At 71.7% G+C, this 19,632-nt stretch carries 21 protein-coding genes; 4 read left to right on the top strand and 17 right to left on the bottom strand.

The window, feature by feature from the left end; all coding sequences use genetic code 11:
• Positions 1-152: 152 nt before the first annotated feature.
• The 8 genes from ACIBK3_RS02680 to ACIBK3_RS02645 all read right to left on the bottom strand — a co-directional run bounded on the left by ACIBK3_RS02680 (position 153) and on the right by ACIBK3_RS02645 (position 6,945).
• Positions 153-809, bottom strand: a complete 657-nt coding sequence (locus tag ACIBK3_RS02680) for a LuxR C-terminal-related transcriptional regulator (RefSeq protein ID WP_399361113.1) — start codon at positions 807-809, stop codon at positions 153-155.
• Positions 794-2,089, bottom strand: a complete 1,296-nt coding sequence (locus ACIBK3_RS02675; RefSeq protein ID WP_399361110.1) for a sensor histidine kinase — start codon at positions 2,087-2,089, stop codon at positions 794-796. Before ACIBK3_RS02675 ends, ACIBK3_RS02680 begins: the two co-directional genes overlap by 16 nt.
• A gap of 65 nt (positions 2,090-2,154) precedes the next feature.
• Positions 2,155-3,213, bottom strand: coding sequence for an NAD-dependent epimerase/dehydratase family protein (locus tag ACIBK3_RS02670; RefSeq protein WP_399361108.1), 1,059 nt, complete (start codon positions 3,211-3,213; stop codon positions 2,155-2,157).
• Between the two features lie 59 nt (positions 3,214-3,272).
• Entirely contained in the window at positions 3,273-3,911 is a 639-nt protein-coding gene (locus ACIBK3_RS02665) for a winged helix-turn-helix domain-containing protein (RefSeq protein ID WP_399361106.1), read from the bottom strand.
• A 133-nt stretch (positions 3,912-4,044) separates the two neighbouring features.
• The gene (locus ACIBK3_RS02660) at positions 4,045-4,236 is read right to left on the bottom strand and encodes a hypothetical protein (RefSeq protein WP_399361104.1); all 192 of its coding nucleotides are present in this window, start codon (positions 4,234-4,236) and stop codon (positions 4,045-4,047) included.
• Between the two features lie 108 nt (positions 4,237-4,344).
• Positions 4,345-5,373 (bottom strand): glutamine synthetase, encoded by a 1,029-nt coding sequence (gene glnII / locus ACIBK3_RS02655; protein WP_399361102.1) that lies wholly within the window; start codon positions 5,371-5,373, stop codon positions 4,345-4,347.
• Between the two features lie 399 nt (positions 5,374-5,772).
• On the bottom strand, positions 5,773-6,456 hold the full coding sequence (locus ACIBK3_RS02650; RefSeq protein ID WP_399361100.1) for a hypothetical protein: 684 nt from the start codon (positions 6,454-6,456) through the stop codon (positions 5,773-5,775).
• A gap of 129 nt (positions 6,457-6,585) precedes the next feature.
• A complete protein-coding gene (locus ACIBK3_RS02645; protein ID WP_399361098.1) occupies positions 6,586-6,945 on the bottom strand; it encodes an arsenate reductase family protein in 360 nt (119 codons plus the stop codon).
• A gap of 175 nt (positions 6,946-7,120) precedes the next feature.
• On the opposite strand from ACIBK3_RS02645, the gene ACIBK3_RS02640 reads away from it, so the two are divergent.
• Positions 7,121-7,435 (top strand): hypothetical protein, encoded by a 315-nt coding sequence (locus ACIBK3_RS02640; RefSeq protein WP_399361096.1) that lies wholly within the window; start codon positions 7,121-7,123, stop codon positions 7,433-7,435.
• 168 nt (positions 7,436-7,603) lie between these two features.
• Here ACIBK3_RS02640 and ACIBK3_RS02635 read toward each other — a convergent pair whose 3' ends face one another.
• On the bottom strand, positions 7,604-8,788 hold the full coding sequence (locus ACIBK3_RS02635) for a winged helix DNA-binding domain-containing protein (protein ID WP_399361094.1): 1,185 nt from the start codon (positions 8,786-8,788) through the stop codon (positions 7,604-7,606).
• A 233-nt stretch (positions 8,789-9,021) separates the two neighbouring features.
• Here ACIBK3_RS02635 and ACIBK3_RS02630 point away from each other — a divergent pair, with 233 nt between their 5' ends.
• Entirely contained in the window at positions 9,022-10,515 is a 1,494-nt protein-coding gene (locus ACIBK3_RS02630; RefSeq protein WP_399361092.1) for a DUF2252 family protein, read from the top strand.
• Positions 10,516-10,538: 23 nt separating this feature from the next.
• Here the strand turns inward: ACIBK3_RS02630 and ACIBK3_RS02625 are convergent, their stop codons facing one another.
• The gene (locus tag ACIBK3_RS02625) at positions 10,539-12,206 is read right to left on the bottom strand and encodes an alpha/beta fold hydrolase (RefSeq protein ID WP_399361090.1); all 1,668 of its coding nucleotides are present in this window, start codon (positions 12,204-12,206) and stop codon (positions 10,539-10,541) included.
• 354 nt (positions 12,207-12,560) lie between these two features.
• Between ACIBK3_RS02625 and ACIBK3_RS02620 the strand changes: the two genes are divergently transcribed.
• Positions 12,561-12,851, top strand: a complete 291-nt coding sequence (locus ACIBK3_RS02620; protein ID WP_399361088.1) for a hypothetical protein — start codon at positions 12,561-12,563, stop codon at positions 12,849-12,851.
• Between the two features lie 25 nt (positions 12,852-12,876).
• Here ACIBK3_RS02620 and ACIBK3_RS02615 read toward each other — a convergent pair whose 3' ends face one another.
• The 5 genes from ACIBK3_RS02615 to glnA form a co-directional block, all read right to left on the bottom strand.
• Complete coding sequence (locus tag ACIBK3_RS02615) at positions 12,877-13,461, bottom strand: hypothetical protein (protein WP_399362081.1); 585 nt, start codon at positions 13,459-13,461, stop codon at positions 12,877-12,879.
• A gap of 2 nt (positions 13,462-13,463) precedes the next feature.
• Positions 13,464-14,384, bottom strand: coding sequence for a zinc metalloprotease HtpX (gene htpX / locus ACIBK3_RS02610; RefSeq protein WP_399361086.1), 921 nt, complete (start codon positions 14,382-14,384; stop codon positions 13,464-13,466).
• A gap of 119 nt (positions 14,385-14,503) precedes the next feature.
• Positions 14,504-15,961 (bottom strand): HEAT repeat domain-containing protein, encoded by a 1,458-nt coding sequence (locus ACIBK3_RS02605; RefSeq protein WP_399361084.1) that lies wholly within the window; start codon positions 15,959-15,961, stop codon positions 14,504-14,506.
• A 114-nt stretch (positions 15,962-16,075) separates the two neighbouring features.
• Positions 16,076-16,333 carry a hypothetical protein gene (locus ACIBK3_RS02600; protein WP_399361082.1) on the bottom strand — a complete coding sequence of 86 codons (258 nt, stop codon included), beginning with the start codon at positions 16,331-16,333 and terminating at the stop codon, positions 16,076-16,078.
• A 121-nt stretch (positions 16,334-16,454) separates the two neighbouring features.
• Positions 16,455-17,864, bottom strand: coding sequence for a type I glutamate--ammonia ligase (glnA, locus tag ACIBK3_RS02595; RefSeq protein ID WP_399361080.1), 1,410 nt, complete (start codon positions 17,862-17,864; stop codon positions 16,455-16,457).
• Positions 17,865-18,064: 200 nt separating this feature from the next.
• On the opposite strand from glnA, the gene ACIBK3_RS02590 reads away from it, so the two are divergent.
• On the top strand, positions 18,065-18,532 hold the full coding sequence (locus ACIBK3_RS02590) for an RDD family protein (RefSeq protein WP_399361078.1): 468 nt from the start codon (positions 18,065-18,067) through the stop codon (positions 18,530-18,532).
• Between the two features lie 123 nt (positions 18,533-18,655).
• Here ACIBK3_RS02590 and ACIBK3_RS02585 read toward each other — a convergent pair whose 3' ends face one another.
• Together ACIBK3_RS02585 and ACIBK3_RS02580 are read right to left on the bottom strand one after the other, a co-directional pair.
• Entirely contained in the window at positions 18,656-19,357 is a 702-nt protein-coding gene (locus ACIBK3_RS02585) for a DUF4191 domain-containing protein (protein WP_030671134.1), read from the bottom strand.
• A 69-nt stretch (positions 19,358-19,426) separates the two neighbouring features.
• Positions 19,427-19,627, bottom strand: coding sequence for a hypothetical protein (locus ACIBK3_RS02580; protein ID WP_030671137.1), 201 nt, complete (start codon positions 19,625-19,627; stop codon positions 19,427-19,429).
• Positions 19,628-19,632: the final 5 nt, after the last annotated feature.

Genomic DNA, 19,632 nt, shown 5'->3' with positions numbered 1-19,632 from the left:
AATTGATGAGAGATCCCGGTGAAAATTCGGTCCCAACTCCCTCTTCGGTACCCGGAGTTGTTGATCCCTTACGGCATGTGCGAGTCGGGGGACCGGTTTCAGTGGATTCGGTGGGTTCAGTGGTTTCAGCGATTTCCGAGGGTTCGGCGTTTTCAGCTGTCCTGGTCCAGATGGGCGAGAACCGCCAGGACGCGGCGGTTGTCGTCGTCCGACACCTCCAGGCCCAGTTTGGCGAAGATGTTGGAGGTGTGCTTGGCGATCGCCCGTTCCGTCACGACGAGCTGCTGCGCGATCGCCGCGTTGGACCGGCCCTGCGCCATCAGCTCCAGCACCTCCAGCTCGCGCGGGGTCAGCCGGCCGAGCGGCCGGTTGTCGTCGGCCGCCCGCCGGGACAGCAGCTGCTGGATCACCTGCGGATCCATCGCCGTCCCGCCCGCCGCCACCCGTCGTACGGCGTCCACGAACTGCTCCGCGTCGAACACCCGGTCCTTCAGCAGATAACCGACCCCGCCGGTGCCGTCGGCGAGCAACTCCCGCGCGTACAGCTGCTCCACGTGCTGGGACAGCACCAGCACCGGCAGCCCGGGTCTGGCACGGCGGGCGTCGAGCGCGCACTGCAGGCCCTCGTCGGTGTGCGTCGGCGGGAGCCGGACGTCGACCACGGCGACGTCCGGCTCCAGTTCGGCCAGCGCCCGGGCCAGCTCCGGGCCGGTCTCGACGGCGGCGGCGATCTCGAAGCCGTAGGCCTGAAGGAGCCGGACGAGTCCGTCGCGCAGCAGGAACAGGTCTTCGGCTAGGACAACGCGCAAGGGATCTCCATGGTGACCATGGTGGGGCCGCCCGCGGGCGAGCTGACGGCCAGGACGCCGTCGAATGTACCCAGTCGCCGCTCGACTCCGGCCAGGCCCGAACCGGCCCCGATCGCCGCGCCGCCCCTGCCGTTGTCGGTGACGGAGATCCGCAGCATGGCGCCGCCCTCGTCGGCATGGTGCAGGTCGACCCAGATCCGGTCGGCGCCGGAGTGCTTGACCGCGTTGGTCAGCACCTCGCTGACGGCGAAGTACGCCGCCGACTCCACGGGGGCGTCCGCCCGCCCCGGCAGCTCCACGGTCACCTCGGTGGCGACGGGCAGCCGCAGCGCCAGCGCCCGTACGGCGTCGCCCAGTCCCCGTTCGGCGAGCACCGGGGGATGGATGCCGCGGACCAGTTCACGCAGTTCGGTCAGGGCCTCGGCGGAGGACTGACGGGCCTGGGCGAGCAGCCGCTTGGCCTGCTCCGGGTCCTTCTCCACCAGGACCTCGATGGTGCCGAGGTCCATGCCCATGGCGACCAGCCTCGCCTGCGCCCCGTCGTGCAGGTCCCGTTCGATGCGCCGCAGTTCGGCCGCGGAGGTGTCGACGGCGTCCCGCCTGGTCTCGGTCAGCACCCGCACCCGCTCGGCCAGTTCGCCCTGACCGGGGGAGAGGACGGCGCGAGTGAGATCGAAGTGGACCTGTAACGCGCTCACGGCGTACCGGTGGGCGACGATGAGGAGGACGGCTCCCAGGGCGGCTGCGGCCAGCGCGGAGGCCTGCCCACTGACCGGCACGAAGCCGTACCAGTACGGCCCGTACTCACCGTAGGGGCCCGCTGTCATGGTCCGCCACAGCCCGGCCGCCAGCGCGAACCCCTCCAGCGGATACAGGACGAGGACCGCCGGAAGCAGCGCGGTCACGAAACCCGCCGTCATGTCCACCTGCAGCCACCGAAGGTCCCGCCAGGTCGCGGGGTCCCGCAGCAGGGCGTAGGTGCGCGTCCACGGGTTGGCGCTCTCGGGCAGCGGCCGGTACGCCGACGGGATGCGCACCCCGCCCCACTGTTCGGTGAGTGCCCGCCGCCGGTCGGCGAAGGCGCGCACCCCCTTCACCACGTAGGGCGTGGTGAAGACCCCGACGCCGATCGGAATCAGTGCCATGGACACGATGGAGAGGCAGAAGCCCAGAATGGCCGGCGGCAGCGACACCACGACCAGCACGAGCCCCCTCCCGGCGGCGAGCACCATCCCCCGTGCCTTCGAACTGCCGTCGCCGCTCTTCGTGTTGGTGTTCATGCCGTCAGTCTGGATGAGGGGGAGGACGAGGTCACGGGGCTTGGACAGCCGGTCAGAGGGTGGTGTCAGGTACACCCCCCGCCGTCAGTGGTGCCCTCGCTCGCCGCCGGCGCCCTCGCCGCCAGCGCCTTCGCCTCCAGCTCCGGGGCCAGGCCCACGGTCGGCCGGTCCGGGCGTTGCGGGGCCGCTGAGCCGATGTCCCGCAGCCAGCGCCAGGTGTCGGCGACCGTGTCCGTGACCGGACGGCAGCTCAGGCCTGCCGCGAGGACCCGGGAGACGTCCGCGCCGTGCACGGCCGCGTGGCCCTCGCTGTCCGGGGGCAGCCACACCGGCAGCTGCAGCCACGGTTCGATACCCGCGGCGAGGATCACCTCGGGGTCGGTCCAGAGGAGCTCGGCGGGCCCGCCGGTGGCCTCCGCGCAGGCGTCCAGCAGCGAGCCCATGGTGGCGTGGCCGGGGGGACCGATCACGGTGTACGGTCCGCTCGCCTCCCGCTCCACCGAGTCGAGGATCCACTGAGCCAGGTCACGGACGTCGATGTACTGGAGGGGCAGTTCGCGCGGCCCGGGCGCGAGTACGGGGCCGCCCCGGGCGATCCGGGTCAGCCACCACGGCAGCCGGCCGACGTTCTCGTACGGCCCCAGGATCAGCCCCGCCCGCACCAGCAGGGAGCGCTCCGCGCCGAACGTCTCGACGACAGCCAGCTCGCCGCCCCGTTTGTCCCGGGCGTAGTCGGTCTGCCCGGCGTCGGCGGCCGCGCCCGGGACCAGCGGCGCGTCCTCGGTGTACCCGGCGCCCCGGGGCCAGGCGTACACCGAACTGCTCGACACGTACACGTACCGTCCGGCGCGACCCCGCAGCAGCCGCGCAGCGTCCAGGACCGCCCGGGGCGCCGCCGACCAGGTGTCGACCACGGCGTCCCAGCCGCCGTCGCCGGGGCCGCCGCCGTCGGCCAGGGCGGCGAGTCCGTCGGGCGCGGTGCGGTCGCCGTGCAGTGACCGCACCCCGGCCGGAGGCCGGTGGCGCCCCCGGTGGAAGACGGTCACGTCCCAGCCGCGCCCGAGGGCCGCCTCGGCGACGGCCCGTCCCGCGAACTCGGTCCCGCCCAGCAGCAGAAGTCTCATGCCGCGAATGTGCCCGACCCGGCCTCGGGACGGAACCGGACTTGGCTGTCAGCAGAAGGTCAACGCCCGGACGGGGGCGCGTACTTGTAGCCGACGCGGCGGACCGTCTGGATCGCCCGCCGGTGCTCGGCGCCCAGCTTGCGGCGCAGCCGGGCGATGTGGACGTCGACGGTACGGCCGTCGCCCACGTGCCCGTAGCCCCACACCGTGCTCACCAGCTGGTCGCGGGTGTGCACCCGGTGCGGGTGGGTGACGAGGTGGGCGAGAAGCTCGAACTCCAGGTAGGTGAGGTCGAGTTCACGTCCGTCCACCACGGCGGTGCGCCGCACGGTGTCGATCCGGACCAGCTGGTCGATCGCGCCGACGGCCGCCTCGTCCGCCGCAGGGGCCGCCGGCGTGGCCGTCCGGTCGTGCACCCCCGTCGGCGGCACCGCCGTCGGGGGGAAGGGCGGCTGCTGGTCGGCCGGCACGAGCACCAGGTAGCCGACCATCGGGGGCCGGCCCGGCAGCGTGGGCAGGGTGTGCGGGGGAGCGGGCAGCCAAGTGGCCCCCGGCGGCAGGAAGTCCGTGATCTCGACGACCTCGTCCCGGTCGACGGCACGCAGACGGTGCCGGGCGGAGCCGTGGGCCGGGACGGGGGAGGAGGCGGTGCGGGCGGCGGTGCCGGTGGCGGTGGAGAGTGAACGAGTGGTCGCCATGAGAGGTCAGCTCTTTCGCGCGAGGAGTTCGTCAACGAGGTCGACGGTTCCGGGACCCGAGTTCGTGGTCGGGGTCGGTCCGTCGAGGGACGTACGTCGTTTCGCGCCGGCCGAAGGCCGGGGGTGTACGGCTTTAGAGGGCCGGCGCGTTCCTCGCGCGGCAACACACCCGGTCGAAGTCGTGGTGCTGACGGGAAGGCCAGAACGGCTCGAGGTCGAGGCGACCCGTCGCGGTGTACTTCTGGAAGCTGGCCATGGGCCCATTGAAGCAGAGACCGGCCGCCACGAGGACCCTTCTCTCACAGCGTGGACGCCACCTTGGCATGAAGTTGACGACACCCGTCCACCATGTGGACAGCCGTGCCCCCGGCGACGCGAAGGGGCGCCCACCGGTTGTTTCCGGCGGGCGCCCCTTCGGGAGCTGCTGGGCGGATCAGATCTGGCCGGCCTTCTCCAGGGCGGTGCAGCAGGTGTCGACGATCAGCCGCGTCACCAGGTACGGGTCGACGTTGGCGTTGGGACGGCGGTCCTCGATGTAGCCCTTGCCGTCCTTCTCGACCTGCCACGGGATACGCACCGAGGCGCCACGGTTGGAGACGCCGTACGAGTACTCGTTCCACGGGGCGGTCTCGTGCAGGCCGGTGAGGCGGTCGTCGATGCCGGCGCCGTAGTTCTTGACGTGGTCGAGCGGCTTGGAGCCCTCGCCCAGCGACTCGCACGCGGTGATGATCGCGTCGTATCCCTCGCGCATCGCCTTGGTGGAGAAGTTGGTGTGCGCGCCGGCGCCGTTCCAGTCGCCCTTGACCGGCTTGGGGTCGAGGGTGGCGGCGACGCCGAAGTCCTCGGCGGTGCGGTAGAGCAGCCAGCGGGCCACCCACAGGTGGTCGGAGACCTCCAGCGGGGAGACCGGGCCGACCTGGAACTCCCACTGGCCGGGCATGACCTCGGCGTTGATGCCGGAGATCGCCAGACCCGCCTTGAGGCAGTTCTCGAGGTGCGCCTCGACGATGTCACGGCCGAAGATCTCGTCGGCGCCGACACCGCAGTAGTAGCCGCCCTGCGGGGCCGGGAAGCCGCCCTTGGGGAAGCCGAGCGGGTAGCCGTCCTGGAAGAAGGTGTACTCCTGCTCGATGCCGAAGATCGGCTCCTGCGCGGCGAACTTCTCGGCGACCTCGGTGAGCGCGGCACGCGTGTTGGACTCGTGCGGCGTCATGTCGATGTCGAGGACCTCGCACAGCACGAGGATGTCGTCGCCGCCGCGGATCGGGTCGGGGCAGGAGAAGACCGGCTTGAGGACACGGTCTGAGGAGTGGCCCTCGGCCTGGTTCGTGGAGGACCCGTCGAAGCCCCAGATCGGCAGCTCCGCGCCCTTGGCGTCATCCGCCATGATCTTCGTCTTGGAACGGAGCTTGGCGGTCGGCTGGGTGCCGTCGATCCAGATGTACTCAGCCTTGAAGGTCACGGGCCACTTCCTTCGGGGGTGTGTCTAGACGCACGTGCGGGTGCTGCGGCGCTGCGGCACTGGGACGCCGCACTCGATGCCCGGCAGCCTGTCAACAGGCGATTTCCCGATCATTGCTCGAATGTGAACCCCGTGTTACCCGGTGGTGTTGTGCCACGACCCGCGCTGTGAGGGACCGCGGAGCGCTCGGGAGTGGCCCGGAAAGAGGCCCGTGGAGGGGCGTGGGAGTGGCTCGTATGCGATGGGGTTGAGGAAGGGAAACGGGGGAACGCAAGGCGCGGGAAACGCGGGCGGGGAAGGGCGCGACACGGGGTGTCGGAGACTCGGACACGCCGGTCCCGCCACCCCTGGCCGGGGGCGGCGGGACCGGTGACACGTACGGCTGGGTGTGTCCTGGCCTCACCCCACCTTCTCGATCACGGCCCGGCGGATCAGGAACTTGCCGGGCTCACGGACCTGCTCGAAAGCCGCGTTGTTCAGCAGCGCGCAGCTGCCGGAGACCGAGGTGACCTCCACCGTCGTGGACTTGTTGTTGTCCAGATTGGTGACCTTGAGCCTGGTGCCCGCCGGGAACTGGTTGCTGGAGGCGGCCGGGGCACCCTCCTCGCCGGACAGGGTGACGGTGGAGCCGTTGCACACCTGCTGCCCGCCGACGGCGGGAGGCTGCGCGGCGGGGGCGCTCGACGCGGACTGCGCGGGCTGGGCCGGTTGCGCCGACTGGGCCGGCTGAGCAGGCTGGGCCGCTTCGGCGGGCCGGGTCGTCTGGGAGCCCTGAGCCGACTCCCCGACGACGCAACCGGACGCCTTCTGCTGCACCTTGATCTGCTCGATGACGGCCTCGCGGTTGGTGATCCGCGCCGCGGACTGCGCGTCCGGGGCGGCCTGTTGCCCGGCGATGAACTTCTGGTTGTTGCCGAGCGCGGTGGCGAGCCCCTGGCAGACGGTCGACTCGGCGGCCGTCTGCGGACTCTGAGCGGCGTTCGAGGTGCTCGCCATGGCGAAGGCGCCGCCTCCCGCCACCGCCGCCGCGCTCACCAGCAGCGCGACCTTCTTCCTCGTACCGAGCGTTCTCCTACGCGACATGCGCGACTCCTGGGAGGTCGGGGAGCGTACGCGCCTAGGTACGAGATACCGAACGACGTTGCTCAGCGATGACAGGAGTCACTTAAGTGGCGTACGTCACACGGGAGTTGGGCTGGGTCTTCACGCCGCCTATCGAGACAGGGCGTCCCGCACCGCCTCGTCGGTGCGGGCCACCACCGCTGTCCCGTCGTCCGCCGTGATGATCGGGCGCTGGATCAGCCTCGGGTGCTCGGCGAGGGCCTTCACCCACCGGTCGCGCGCGCTCTCGTCCCGCGGCCACTCCTTGAGCCCGAGCTCCTTGGCGGCGGCCTCCTGAGTGCGCGTGATGTCCCACGGTTCGAGGTGCAGCCGGTCGAGTACGGCGCGGATCTCGTCCTCGCTCGGCACGTCCTCCAGATAGCGACGGACGGTGTAGTCGGCGCCCTCCGCGTCGAGAAGTGTGAGCGCGCTTCGGCACTTCGAACAGGCCGGGTTGATCCAGATCTCCATGACATCCACGGTACGCGAAAACTCGTCCTCCACCTGCGTCACACCACCCCCGAAAGCCCTTGTGGCCAGGGCCTTTTGTCAGTGCCGGGCAGTAGAATAGAAGCAGTGTTCGAGGGTGTTGCCGGGGCCGCCGAAGTCCCCGGCCGGACACCCTGACCGCGACAGGAGGATGCCTGTGCCCGCTGCCGCACTGAAGCCGAAGCCGCTGCCGACCCAGTCCACCGTGAAGCGTCCCGTCCTGCTCGACCTGCCGTACGAGCCGGTGGAGAAGCGGCCGTTGCCGCCCGGGCGGCCGCGTGAGTGGTACGTGAGCCACAACCGGCGTCTCAAGGCCATGCGCCTTGCGATCGCCCTGCTCGACTCGGGGGTTTACCTGCCCAACCAGGCCCGCAACGAGACGATACGGAGTGCCGCCGAGCTGATCGGTGTGCATCCGCCGTCGGACACCACGTGCCACATGGTGCGGGCGTTGATGCGGTACTCGAGGTGAGCGACGGCGCCGGGTGCCCTGTGCTTCGGGGCGCCCGGCGCCGCCGTGACCTGATCAGCCGGCGTGACCTGATCAGCCGGCGTGACCGTGAACAGGCGCAGCACCGGGGCGAGCCCGGCTCCTCCGCGCGCGCCCGGCTCCGCGGCGCCGAGTCCTGGCGCCCAGCACCTACGCACCCAACTCCTTCTCCACCGGCGTCCGGAAGCGCGGTGTCACTCTCGTCGTCCCCACCCACCCCCGCAGCCGCTCCGCCTCCGCCGCGATCGCCGCCTCCGCCTCCCGGCCCACGCCCTCCCTGTCGAGGATCCGCCACACGATCTCGCCGTCCGGGCGCTGGGCCCAACCGCCCACCACCCTGCCGTTCCACCACACCGTGGGCCCCACGTTGCCGCTGCGGTCGAACAGGGCGGGGCGCATCTCCGGTGCCAGGTACCAGTCCCGTTGCTGCCACCCCATGGCCGTCGGATCGAGGGCGGGCAGCAACGCGGCCCAGGGCTCGGCGGGTTCGGCCACCGGGTCGACGTCGCCGGAGACGACGTGGCCGACGCCCTCGTCGAGGGACACCGGTCGTGCCCCGATCGCGGACAGTGCCCGGCGGACCTCGGTCACCCGCCACCCCGTCCACCACTTCAGGTCCGCCTCCGTGGCCGGGCCGCACGCGGCGAGCCAGCGTCCGAGGAGTGACGCCTGGGCCTGTGCCGGATCCAGTTCGGGGTGGGCGGGGGCCACCGCCCAACGGAACTGGCTGGAGGTCCAGGAGCCGAGCGGCCGGCCCCGGACGACCTTGCCCTCGACGCCCAGCACCTTCAGCAGCCGCGTCGAGACGGTGTGGACACCCTCGTAGTCCTTCCCGGCGGCGTACACGAACCGCTCCCGCAGGCGCGGCTCGTCCTCGGCGAGTTCGGTCGCCGTCGCCTGCCCGCGCCGGGCCAGCGCGGCCAGTGCCGAGTCCTCGACCTCCTTCAGCCAGACCGCGTCCGGAGCCCCGGCCGACGCCATGTGCTTGATCAGCGCCGCCCGCTCCCGGGCCGCGACCGTGATGCCGGTGGAGGCGTGCACGACCGCGGTCAGCTCCGTCGGGAACACGAAGACCGTGTGCCGCATGCCGTGCATCCGGACCAGCGTGCGGTCCTCGTACAGCGCCCGGCTGGTCTCCGGCACGGTGTTCACCGGGTCCGCGAGCCGCGCGCCCACGGCCAGGTACACCGTCGCGGGGTCCGTGCCGTGCAGGGCGACCAGGGAGGCGGCGACCTCCTCCGGGCCCGCCGCCCGCGCCGGCCCGGCCAGCCGGTGCCGCAGCGCGAGCCGCGCCCGCCGCTCCGCCACGCCGATGTACCGCTCCACGTCACCCATGCCGGCCTCCGCCCCGCCCGTCACGTCATCCCGATGGGGGAATCCTGCCCGACCCCACTGACAACCGGGCGGTCCCGAGCCCGGGGCACGTCACCCGTTCGCCGGACCCGGCGTGCAAGGCCCCGGGCCGGGGCCTTGACTTCGATCAGGAGGTGACGGGCAGACGGATGGACGGACAGGGACGGACAGACGGACACCAGGATCCCGGGAGGCGTGATGCGAGGGCACCGACGATGACGACGCGACCCGACACCGTCCACCGGGCGGGCCCCCTCCACCGCCCCGACACCGTCCGCCGGTCGGGGACCGTCCACCGCTCCGACACCGTCCGCCGGTCGGGCCCCGCGCACCGCGCCGACCCGGTCCAGCGAGCCGAACCCGCGCACCGCGCCGACCCCGCCGCCCGTGCCGAGCACGGCAAGGCCGCACGCAAACGGGTCTCCCGCTCGGCGCACGCCGTCTGGATACCCGCCGTCGACCGGCCCGACCCGGTCGGCGTACTGGAACGGCAGGGCCGCGACCGGCTGCCGGAACTGCTGCCGGTGCGGTACGGCCGGATGGCCGCCTCCCCCCTCGCCTTCCTGGGCGGCGCGGCCGCCGTGATGGCCGCCGACCTCGCCGGCCAGCCGCACACCGGGCTCACCGTGCAGCTCTGCGGCGACGCCCACCTGCTCAACTTCGGGCTCCACGCCTCCCCGGAGCGCACCTTGCTCTTCGACCTCGACGACTTCGACGAGACCTTCCCCGGCCCCTTCGAGTGGGACGTCAAACGCCTCGCCGCCAGCGTCGCCGTCGCCGCCCGGGAGAACGGTCACAGCGAGGCCAAGGTCCACCGCGCGGCGGTTGAGGCGAGCGCCGCGTACCGCCTCGCCATGCGGCGGCTGGCCCGGCGCGGCGAACTCGACGTCTGGTACGAGCGCATCGACGCCGCCGGCCTGCTGCCGCTGGTCCGCTCCGCCCGCCACCGCCGCCGTGCCGAGTCCAGCCTCACCCGGGCCTGCCGCCGCACCAGCCTCCCGTCCCTCGGCAAGCTCACCGAGGTCGTCGACGGACGCCGGCGCCTCATCCACGACCCGCCGCTCCTCGAACCCGCCGGCGCCCCCGACACGGCCGCCCTGCGCAAGGTCTTCAGCGACTACCGCTCCACCCTCACCGAGGAACGCCGGCTGCTCCTCGACCGCTATCGCTATGTCGACGCCGCCCGCAAGGTCGTCGGTGTGGGCAGCGTCGGCACGCGCTGCTTCATCGTGCTGCTCGCCGGCCGGGACGCCGACGACCCCCTGTTCCTCCAGGTCAAGGAGGCGCACCAGTCCGTACTCGAGGACCATCTGCCGAGTGGGCCGTACGTCCATCCCGGCCACCGGGTCGTCGCCGGGCAGCGGCTGCTCCAGGCCGCCGGTGACATGTTCCTGGGCTGGATGAGCGGGCCGCAGGGGCGGGCCTTCTACTGGCGGCAGCAGCGCGAGAGAAAGGGCCTCGCGGACGTGGCCGGGATGAGCCCGGCCGACCTCACGGCGTACGTCCGCCTGTGCGGCACCGCGCTGGCCCACGCCCACGCCCGCTCCGGCGACCGCATCGCCATCGCCGGCTACCTGGGCGGCGCCGACACCTTCGAACGAGCCGTCGCCGACTTCGCCCTCGCCTACGCCGACCAGACCGCCCACGACCACGGAACCCTGGGCGCGGCGGTCGCGGCCGGCGTGGTGACCGCGGACCCGGGGGTGTGAGGCGCGGGTGGCGGGGCCCGGGTTCAGGCGTATGCCTCCAGCAGCCCGGCCACGTACGTCTCCAGCCGCCCGGCCAGCACCTCGGGCGTCAGGTCGGTCCGGCCCAGCTCGCGCCAAGGGCCCGCGAGTTTCGCCGCGTCGGGGGAGTAGGCCAGGGCGTCAAGGAGCCGCCAGTACAGGTGGTCGGGGCCGTCGGCGAGGCGGTGGCCGCCGTGCGCTTCGTAGCGGGCGCGGAAGCCGAGGCCGTACTCCGGGCCGTGCAGCAGCGCCAAGGCGGTTGAACAGTGGGCGACGTCCAGGTCGGCAGGGCCCCACGAGGTCTCGACCCAGTCGACGACCCCGCTGATCCGCAGACCGTCGCCGTCCCCGTTGCGTTCCCCGCCCCCGCCCCCGCCCCCGTCCCCGTCGAACAGGACGTTCCCCGGGTGGAAGTCCCGGTGCAGGAAACAGCCCTCGTAGGACGGTGGTTCGCGGCGGATCACGTCCACCGCCCGCTCCCACAGCGGGCCCGGCGGCGTGCGCACCCGCTCCGGAGACGTCCACGCCTGGTACGCACGCGGTAGCTCGTCCGGGACGACCCGGTGGATCCGCACGAGCTGGGCGGCCAGCAGGTCGAGGCGACGTTCCAGCGCGGCGGTGTCCTCCTCGTCCACCCGCACCCGGCCCGGCAGCAGGGACATCAAGAGCGAGGGGTGGTCGCAGAGTTCGGCCGACGCGTCGACGGCGAGCGGGCGGGCGGCCGGGATGCCCTCCTCACCGGCGAGGAGCGCGAGGACGGACGCCTCGCGGGCCAGCAGCCCCGGCGCGTGCCGTCGGAAGAAGGGCTTCACGAAGGCCCGCAGCACCAGGCCGGTGCCGTCGTCGAGGGTGAGGCACCGCATCTGGGAGCTCCAACCGCCCGACAGCACACGGCTGTCGGCCACCGTCCGGCCCGGAGGCAGCTGCTTGGCCACCCACGACCGGGTCGCCGCCCACCCCGGGGCGAGGACGGCCGACACGAACTCCCGCCGGTCCTGGGCGTGGTCCCGCAGCCACAGCCCCACATGGTGGTCGGCGTCGGGCAGTTCGAAGCGTGTGAACTGCGCCCGGGCGCACAGCGCGTCCTGCACCGCCTCCGTCACCTCCGGCGGGATCACCGCGTCGGTGCCCGGCACCGCCAGCACCGCCCGCCCCTCGTACGCCCGCAGCACGTCGAGCGCGGGCGCCGCACGCCAACTGCCCGGCCTGCGGATGATCGCGCTGAACGGGCCCCGCCCGTCCCCGAACGGCACGTCCCACGCCTCGGCCGCGTACACCGCGGGCGCGCAGAGCCCGAGCGCCGTCACCCGGTCCCCGTAGTGCGCGACCAGGTCCGCCACCGTCTGGCCGCTCATGCTGAACCCGACGAGGACCAGCGGCCCGTCCGCCGGCGCATACGCGTCGATCACCGCGACCGCCTGCTCGCAGCGCCGTCTCAGGCTCAGCTCCCGCAGCTCGCCGGTGCTGTCGCCGTGCCCGGAGAAGTCGAGGGCGAGACCGTGACAGCCGCGTGCCAGGAACTCGTCGAGCAGCGGAAGCAGCCGCTCCTTGCTGCCGTTGCCCGCGCCGTGCAGCACCACGACGGTGGCCGCCCCGGTCGCGCCGCCACCGCCGTACACCCCATGGAGACGTTCGCCGTCGTGCTCGTACGCGAAGGGGATCAGCTCAGCCATCCCCCAATTCACGCACACCGAAAGTCACCGCACACCGAAAGTCACCGCACACCGAAAGTCACGCACACCGAAAGTCACGCACGCCGAAAATCACGCACACCGAAAAGCACTCACGCCGAATGCACCCCGTGCCGGACTCACTCGCGCCGAAAAGGAGATGCACGCCCAGTGACCACGTCCCTACGCTGGACAGACGTTGCGGAGCCGCAACTCCACCGCTTGCCGCAGGACAGGCGTCAGCCTGCGGACTCGGGGCTACTCTGCTACGCACCGACGGCCCGGCGCCCCTCCCCGGCGCCCCGTCGGGACAGTCGACCCACACCGCTCGCTCACCCACGCACACGGAGGCCCGTCATGGGCACCATCGTCATATCCGGGACCGTCGTCCTGGTCGTCCTGGGATTCGGAAACCACATCTGGTGGCTCGCCGCCGTCGCCGTGCTGTTCCTGTACGTGCAGTACGGGCGAGGCACCTCCGCGCGCTCCTCGTCGGAAGGAGCTGCTCCGGCAGGTGGGTCGGGGGCCGCGCCCAGCAACTACCGCGCGTACCGCGACCGTCGTGACAAGCAGGCCAAGTGGGAGCGCCGCTACCGCCGTGAGCGCCCCTTCGAGTCCCGTCGGCAGGAGCGCGAGAAGAGCCAGTGAGACCGCGAGTGACCGTCGAACCCGGTCACAGGCCGGGGGCGCCCCACACCGGGAACCAGCGGCCCAGGTCCTGCTCGACGCGCAGGTCGTTCGACAGGGCTGCCTTGACCCGGAGTTCGAGCGGGTTGTCGCGCCGCTGTCCCTCCCCGGGCAGCGGCGCGAACGGGTAGAACGTGCCTCGTTTGTAGAGGTACACCAGCGCCAGCGAGCGGCCCTGAGGGTCCTGGAAGCCGGCCAGTGAGCACAGCAGCTGCGGCCCGAAGCCGTTGACCTCCATCGAGCTGTTCACCGCGTGCAGGTCGTTGACCAGCAGCGGAAGCTGGTCGGGGGCGCGCTCCGAGACCAGCCACGAGTAGCCGTACTCGTCCCGCCGCAGCTCCACCGGCGGCCCGTCGCGGTCGGCGTCGGCGTCCAGCAGGGCCTGCACCTCCCGGTGCGTCTGCTCGAAGGCCGCGCCCTCCACGGTGGCGAAGCAGACCGCGCCGCGCCCGGTCGGGGTGAAGGAGGCCGCCGCCTCCAGCGTCACCGCGGCCGAGGGCAGCGCGAAGAGCCGGTCGAGATCGGGCGCGACCGGTTTCGTCCGGCCGAGCAGGATGTCCAGCAGACCCATCCTCATCCGGCCTTCCCCGGGGTGGCCGCCTCACCCAGCTCGCCGGAGATCCGGCCCAGCTGCTCCAGCCGCTGCTCCAGGCTCGGGTGGGTCGAGAACAGCCGCGCCACACCGGGCTCGGAACCCAGCGCGGGAGTGAAGTAGAAGGCGTTGAAGGCCTGCGCCGTGCGCAGGTCCTTGCTCGGGATCCGGGCGATGTCGCCGGTGACCTTGGTGAGCGCGGACGCCAGCGCCGAGGGACGGCCGGTGAGCAGCGCCGCCGCCCGGTCCGCCGCCAGCTCCCGGTACCGGGACAGTGCCCTGATCAGCAGGAAGCTGATCGCGTACACGGCCGCCGACACCCCCATCACGGCGGCGAAGACGACCGCGGTGTTCTGGTCGCGGCGCCCGCCGCCGAAGAGCTGCGAGTAGAACGCGAACCGCACGACCAGCCCGGCGATCACCCCGAGGAACGACGCGATGGTGATCACGGCGACGTCCTTGTGCGCCACGTGCGACAGCTCGTGCGCGAGGACGCCCTCCAGTTCCGCCGGCTCCAGCCGTCGCAGCAGGCCGGTCGTGACACAGACGACCGCGTTGTCGGGATTGCGGCCGGTCGCGAACGCGTTGGGCATGTCCATCGCCGACACCGCGACCACCGGCTTGGGCATGTCCGCGAGCGCGCACAACCGGTCGACGACCGCGTGGAGTTCGGGATACTCCTCCCGCTCCACGACCCGTCCGCGCATCGCGAACAGCGCGATCCGGTCGGAGAACCAGAACTGGGCGACGAACATCGCCGCCATCAGCACGACGACCAGCACCCACGACTTCAGCAGCACGATCAGCGCGACGACGAAGGCCACGTACAGCAGCCCCAGCAGAAACATGGTGACCGTCATCCGCGCGGTCAGTCGCCTGTCGCCCTTGAAGCGGCTCTGCATCTCGCATCACCCCGCAGTCAGGCACTCGTCCCACTGCCCAGTGTGCACCCGGCCCCTTCATGAACGGGCCCCGATCAGCTCTAGGACCAGCAAAGGCTCAGACCTGGGGAAGCCGGGCCTCAGCCCCGTACCCCCGCCTCCCACTTGCGCCGCCGCAACACGTAGTCGCTGAACAGATGCCGTCCCCGGTCGAGCAGTTCGCCCACCTCGCCCGCCTCCGCCGCCCCGGCCGGCACGTCCGCCGTCGGGTGCCAGCTCTGCACGGACTGCCCCGCCCGCTGCCGCAGCCTGGCGTCCGGATCGTCGAGCAGCGCGACCGCGGCCCGCAGCCGCACCAGCCCGCCCCGCGCGTCCAGCAGCCGGAACGCGGCCACCCGCACATGCCGGGGCCGGCCGTCCGCCAGCCGCTCCATCAGCGCGTCGGCGTCCAGGGACCGGGCGGAGGCCAGCAGCGCTACGGTCGTCTCCCGTACGACCCCGGGCGCGGGGTCGTCGAGCAGCGCCGCCAGCCGTCGTACGTCCGTCACGTCCAGGGCCCGCAGTCCGGCCACCGCCCGCGCCCGCACCCCCGGCGAGGGATGATCGACCAGGCGCCACAGCAACGCGGCGTCCGTCCGCTCCCCGCACTCGGCGAGCCCGGCGACCGCGCCCGGCGGCAGCGCGGGATCACCCGGGTCGGCACACCGGCGCCGGTACCAGGACAGCGGGTCGGCCCCGGCCTGCCGTACGACATATCGCGCACAGGCCCGCACCAGCCCCGCCCGGTCCGCCAGGAACTCCTCGCCCCGTTCCGCCCGCCCGGCCCGCCGCAGCGCGGTCACCGCGGCCGCCCGCACCCGCGGACCGCGCGCGGCGAGCAGCGGTCCGAGCACGTCGTCGTGGCCGCCGCCCTCTGCCACGACGGCCAGGGCGGCCTCGGCGCACATGTCCTGGACGACCGGGTCGGCGTCGCGGCAGGCCCCGTGGGCCAGCTCGGCGGGGGAGAAGCGCCCCTCGTCGACGGCGAGACGGTACGCGAATCTGCGTACGCCACGGTCGGCGTCGGTGAAGAGCGGCACGAGGCGGTCGCGGGGCGCCGGGCGCAGCACCTCGTCGAGCAGGTCGACGGCGAAGACACCCCGGCCGCGCCGGGCGCCGAGCAGGATCAGCGGCGCGAGCCGGACGGCGCTGTCCACGTCGAGCACCGCGCGCAGCACCTCCCGGGCGCGGTCGCGTACCGGAGTCACCCAGTCGGCGGTGCGTATCACGACCAGCGGCCACAGGGCGGGGTGGCCGGCGGCCAGGGCGAGGGCCGCCTCACGGGTCCGTCCGTCGCGGTGGCACAGGGCGAGCGCGAGCCGGGGTTCGGTGAGCGGGCGGGGACGGGGCGGGGAACCGGGCCGGGAGCGCGGCCCGCCGACTTCGGTCCCCTCGATCGTGGCCCGCGTCGGCAACAACTGCACTGCCACCCAGGAGCGCACCCCCTGGTCCAGCGCGATCCAGGCCCGGGGGTCCTCGACGTCGAGCACGTCCGACACCGCCGCCCCCGCAGCGAGCCGCCGCCCCGCCTCCCCGCCGACCCTGATGTCCGTACCCATGCCCGCCCCTGCTCCTGCCTGTCGTATCGGGCGATGGTAGGCCGGACACCGGGCGCCGGTCGCGCGATATACGGGGCCGACGCGCTCCTGGTCCTGCTGGCACGGCCGGCTCGGCTAGTACGGCGCCCGGAAGTTCGCGTACCCCAGCAGCAGGACGATCGCGGTCACACACCCGAGTACGACGACCGTGGACACCCATGACGACCGGCGCGGCCCCGCCGGACCGGGATCGGCGCGGAACGGCTGCGGCTCGGGCGGGTTCTCCTTCCACCGCGCGGCCAGCATCCGGGCCCGCGCGGAGGGCTCCTTGTGCTCGGCCCTGTCGGCCCACTTCAGGTCGAACTCCCGCTCCGCGTCGTCCTGTTCGGGCATCCCCGTAACCCCCGTCATCTCCGTCTCGAACAGCAGTGCCAGAAACCATACGACGGCGCCCCCGCCCTGAGATACCAGGAGCGGGGGCGCCGAGGAGCTCACGGGGGGAGGCGTGGTTCGATCACACGTCGAAGTACAGCTCGAACTCGTGCGGGTGCGGACGCAGCTGCAGCGGGGCGATCTCGTTGGTGCGCTTGTAGTCGATCCACGTCTCGATCAGGTCGGACGTGAAGACGTCACCCGCGAGCAGGAACTCGTGGTCGGCCTCGAGGCGGTCGAGGACGGCCGGGAGCGAGGTCGGGACCTGCGCGACGCCCGCGTGCTCCTCGGGAGCCAGTTCGTACAGGTCCTTGTCGATCGGCTCGGCCGGCTCGATCTTGTTCTTGATGCCGTCCAGGCCCGCCAGCAGCAGCGCGGAGAACGCCAGGTACGGGTTGCCGGAGGAGTCGGGCGCGCGGAACTCGACGCGCTTGGCCTTCGGGTTGGAACCGGTGATCGGGATACGCATGGCCGCGGAGCGGTTGCGCTGCGAGTACACCAGGTTGACCGGCGCCTCGAAGCCCGGGACCAGACGGTGGTACGAGTTCACCGTCGGGTTGGTGAAGGCCAGCAGCGACGGGGCGTGCTTGAGGATGCCGCCGATGTAGAAGCGGGCGGTGTCCGACAGGCCCGCGTAACCGGCCTCGTCGTAGAAGAGCGGGTCGCCGTTGGCCCACAGCGACTGGTGGACGTGCATGCCCGAGCCGTTGTCGCCGAAGATCGGCTTCGGCATGAAGGTCGCGGTCTTGCCGTTGCGCCAGGCCACGTTCTTCACGATGTACTTGAAGAGCTGGAGGTCGTCGGCGGCGGAGAGCAGCGTGTTGAACTTGTAGTTGATCTCGGCCTGGCCGGCGGTGCCCACCTCGTGGTGCTGGCGCTCGACCTGGAGACCGGCCTTGCCGAGCTCCAGGGAGATCTCGGCACGCAGGTCGGCGAAGTGGTCGACCGGCGGAACCGGGAAGTAGCCGCCCTTGTAACGGACCTTGTAACCACGGTTGTCCTCGAGGGCGCCGGTGTTCCAGGCGCCCGCCTCGGAGTCGATGTGGTAGAAGGACTCGTTCGACGTGGTGGCGAAACGCACGCTGTCGAAGACGTAGAACTCGGCCTCGGGACCGAAGTACGCGGTGTCCGCGATCCCCGTGGAGGCGAGGTAGGCCTCGGCCTTCTTCGCCACGTTGCGCGGGTCACGGCTGTACTGCTCGCCGGTGATCGGGTCATGGATGAAGAAGTTGATGTTCAGCGTCTTGTCGCGGCGGAAGGGGTCGACCCGGGAGGTCGACAGGTCCGCGCGCAGCGCCATGTCGGACTCGTGGATGGCCTGGAAACCACGGATCGAGGATCCGTCGAAGGCCAGCTCCTCGTCCGGGTCGAACGACTCGACGGGCACCGTGAAGTGCTGCATGACGCCCGGCAGGTCGCAGAAGCGGACGTCGATGAACTTGACGTCCTCGTCCGCGATGAACTTCTTGGCCTCGTCGGCGTTCTGGAACATCCAGCTCCTCCTACTCCCGGCCGTTCCCGTGCCGGGGTGGTAGTTCGTTCGTGCGGCCAGTGCGGTGGCACACGCTGACCTCGACCCTAGGGACGGGTGGTTTCTCAGGCGTGACCCATTTGTTTCGCACAAGTTAACCGGACACGGCCTCGTCCACCCCACCTGTCCGTATCGCGAAACGGGCGCAGTACGGTGTAGGCGTGGACAAGAGGGAAGCAATCGGTTCGTGGCTCTCGGGGCCCCGCGCGGCCGCAGAGGACGCCGGTGTCGACTTCGGATACCGGGGAGAACAGCTCGGTCTGCCGGAGGAGGGGCCGGGGTCGATCGCCCGCCCGGGAAGGCGCCTCGGGGCACTGGCCGTGGACTGGGGTCTGTGCCTCTTGATCGCATACGGCCTGATCGCGGACAGCTACAACGAGGCAGCTCAGGTCTGGGCGCCGATCATCCTCTTCATCCTGATCGTCCTCACGGTCGGCACACTCGGTTTCACCCCCGGCAAACGCTTGTTTGGTTTGCGGGTGGTCGCCCTCGACACCGGAAGAGTCAACCTCCTGCGTGCCCTGCTCCGCACGGTCCTGCTGTTCCTCGCCATTCCCGCCCTGATCTGGGACCGTGACGGCCGCGGCCTGCACGACCGACTGGCCCGCACCGTGGAAGTGCGGATCTAGCGCTGGGACGGCGAGGCCGTTGTACGACGACGTTGTACGACGAAGGGGGCGCCCGGAGTGATCCGGGCGCCCCCTTTTTTTGACGCGCTCTGACGTGGAGGCCGCTGCTGACGCGGAGGGGAATCAGCGCGCCTTCGGTCCGCCCTTCGGAAGCTTCATGCCCTTCGGCATCGGCCCCTTCGGCAGCGGCATGTTGCTCATCAGGTCACCGAGGGCCCGCAGTCGGTCGTTGGTCGCGGTGACCTGCGGACCGGTGAGCACGCGGGGGAGCTTCAGCATCGTGGTGCGCAGCTTCTTCAGCTCGACCTGGCCCTCGCCCGTGCCCACGATCAGGTCGTGCACCGGCACATCGGCCACGATGCGGTTCATCTTCTTCTTCTCGGCGGCCAGCAGGCTCTTCACCCGGTTCGGGTTGCCCTCGGCGACCAGCACGATGCCGGCCTTGCCGACCGCCCGGTGCACGACGTCCTGGCTGCGGTTCATCGCCACCGCGGGGGTGGTCGTCCAGCCCCGGCCGACGTTGTCCAGTACGGCCGCGGCCGCGCCCGGCTGTCCCTCCATCTGCCCGAAGGCGGCCCGCTCGGCCCGGCGCCCGAAGACGATCGCCGCCGCCATGAGGGCGAGGAAAGCGCCCAGGATGCCGAGATAAACGGGGTGACCGATCAGGAAACCGATCGCGAGGAAGACACCGAAGGTGACGATTCCGACAGCCGCGAGTACAAGACCGATCTTCTTGTCGGCCTTGCGGGTCATCTTGTAGGTCAGAGCGATCTGCTTGAGTCGCCCGGGGTTCGCAGCGTCCGCTGCCGTGTCCTTCCTCGCCATGCGGTGAAGTCTACGTGGCCCCGGGAGCGCGGACGACGGCAGTGCCCACAAGGAGGGGCGAGAGAGGTTTCAGGGGCGGACGATGTAGGTCTGGTCCAGGACGCGCTGCGCCTCGACCCGGTCCTTGGCGCGGCGGCGGTCCTCCAGGACGGAGGTCCAGGCGTTGCGGCGAGCGGTGCGCTGGCCGCTGCTCAGGAGCAGGGATTCGACGGCACGGAGTGCGTTGGTGAACGAAGGGATCGCTGTGGCGCGAACGGGCGCGGCCTGCATGATGG

Origin of the sequence: Streptomyces sp. NPDC050287 (genome assembly GCF_044459385.1) — a bacterium.
Taxonomy (GTDB): Bacteria; Actinomycetota; Actinomycetes; order Streptomycetales; family Streptomycetaceae; genus Streptomyces.
This window is presented reverse-complemented; position numbering and strand designations above follow the sequence as displayed.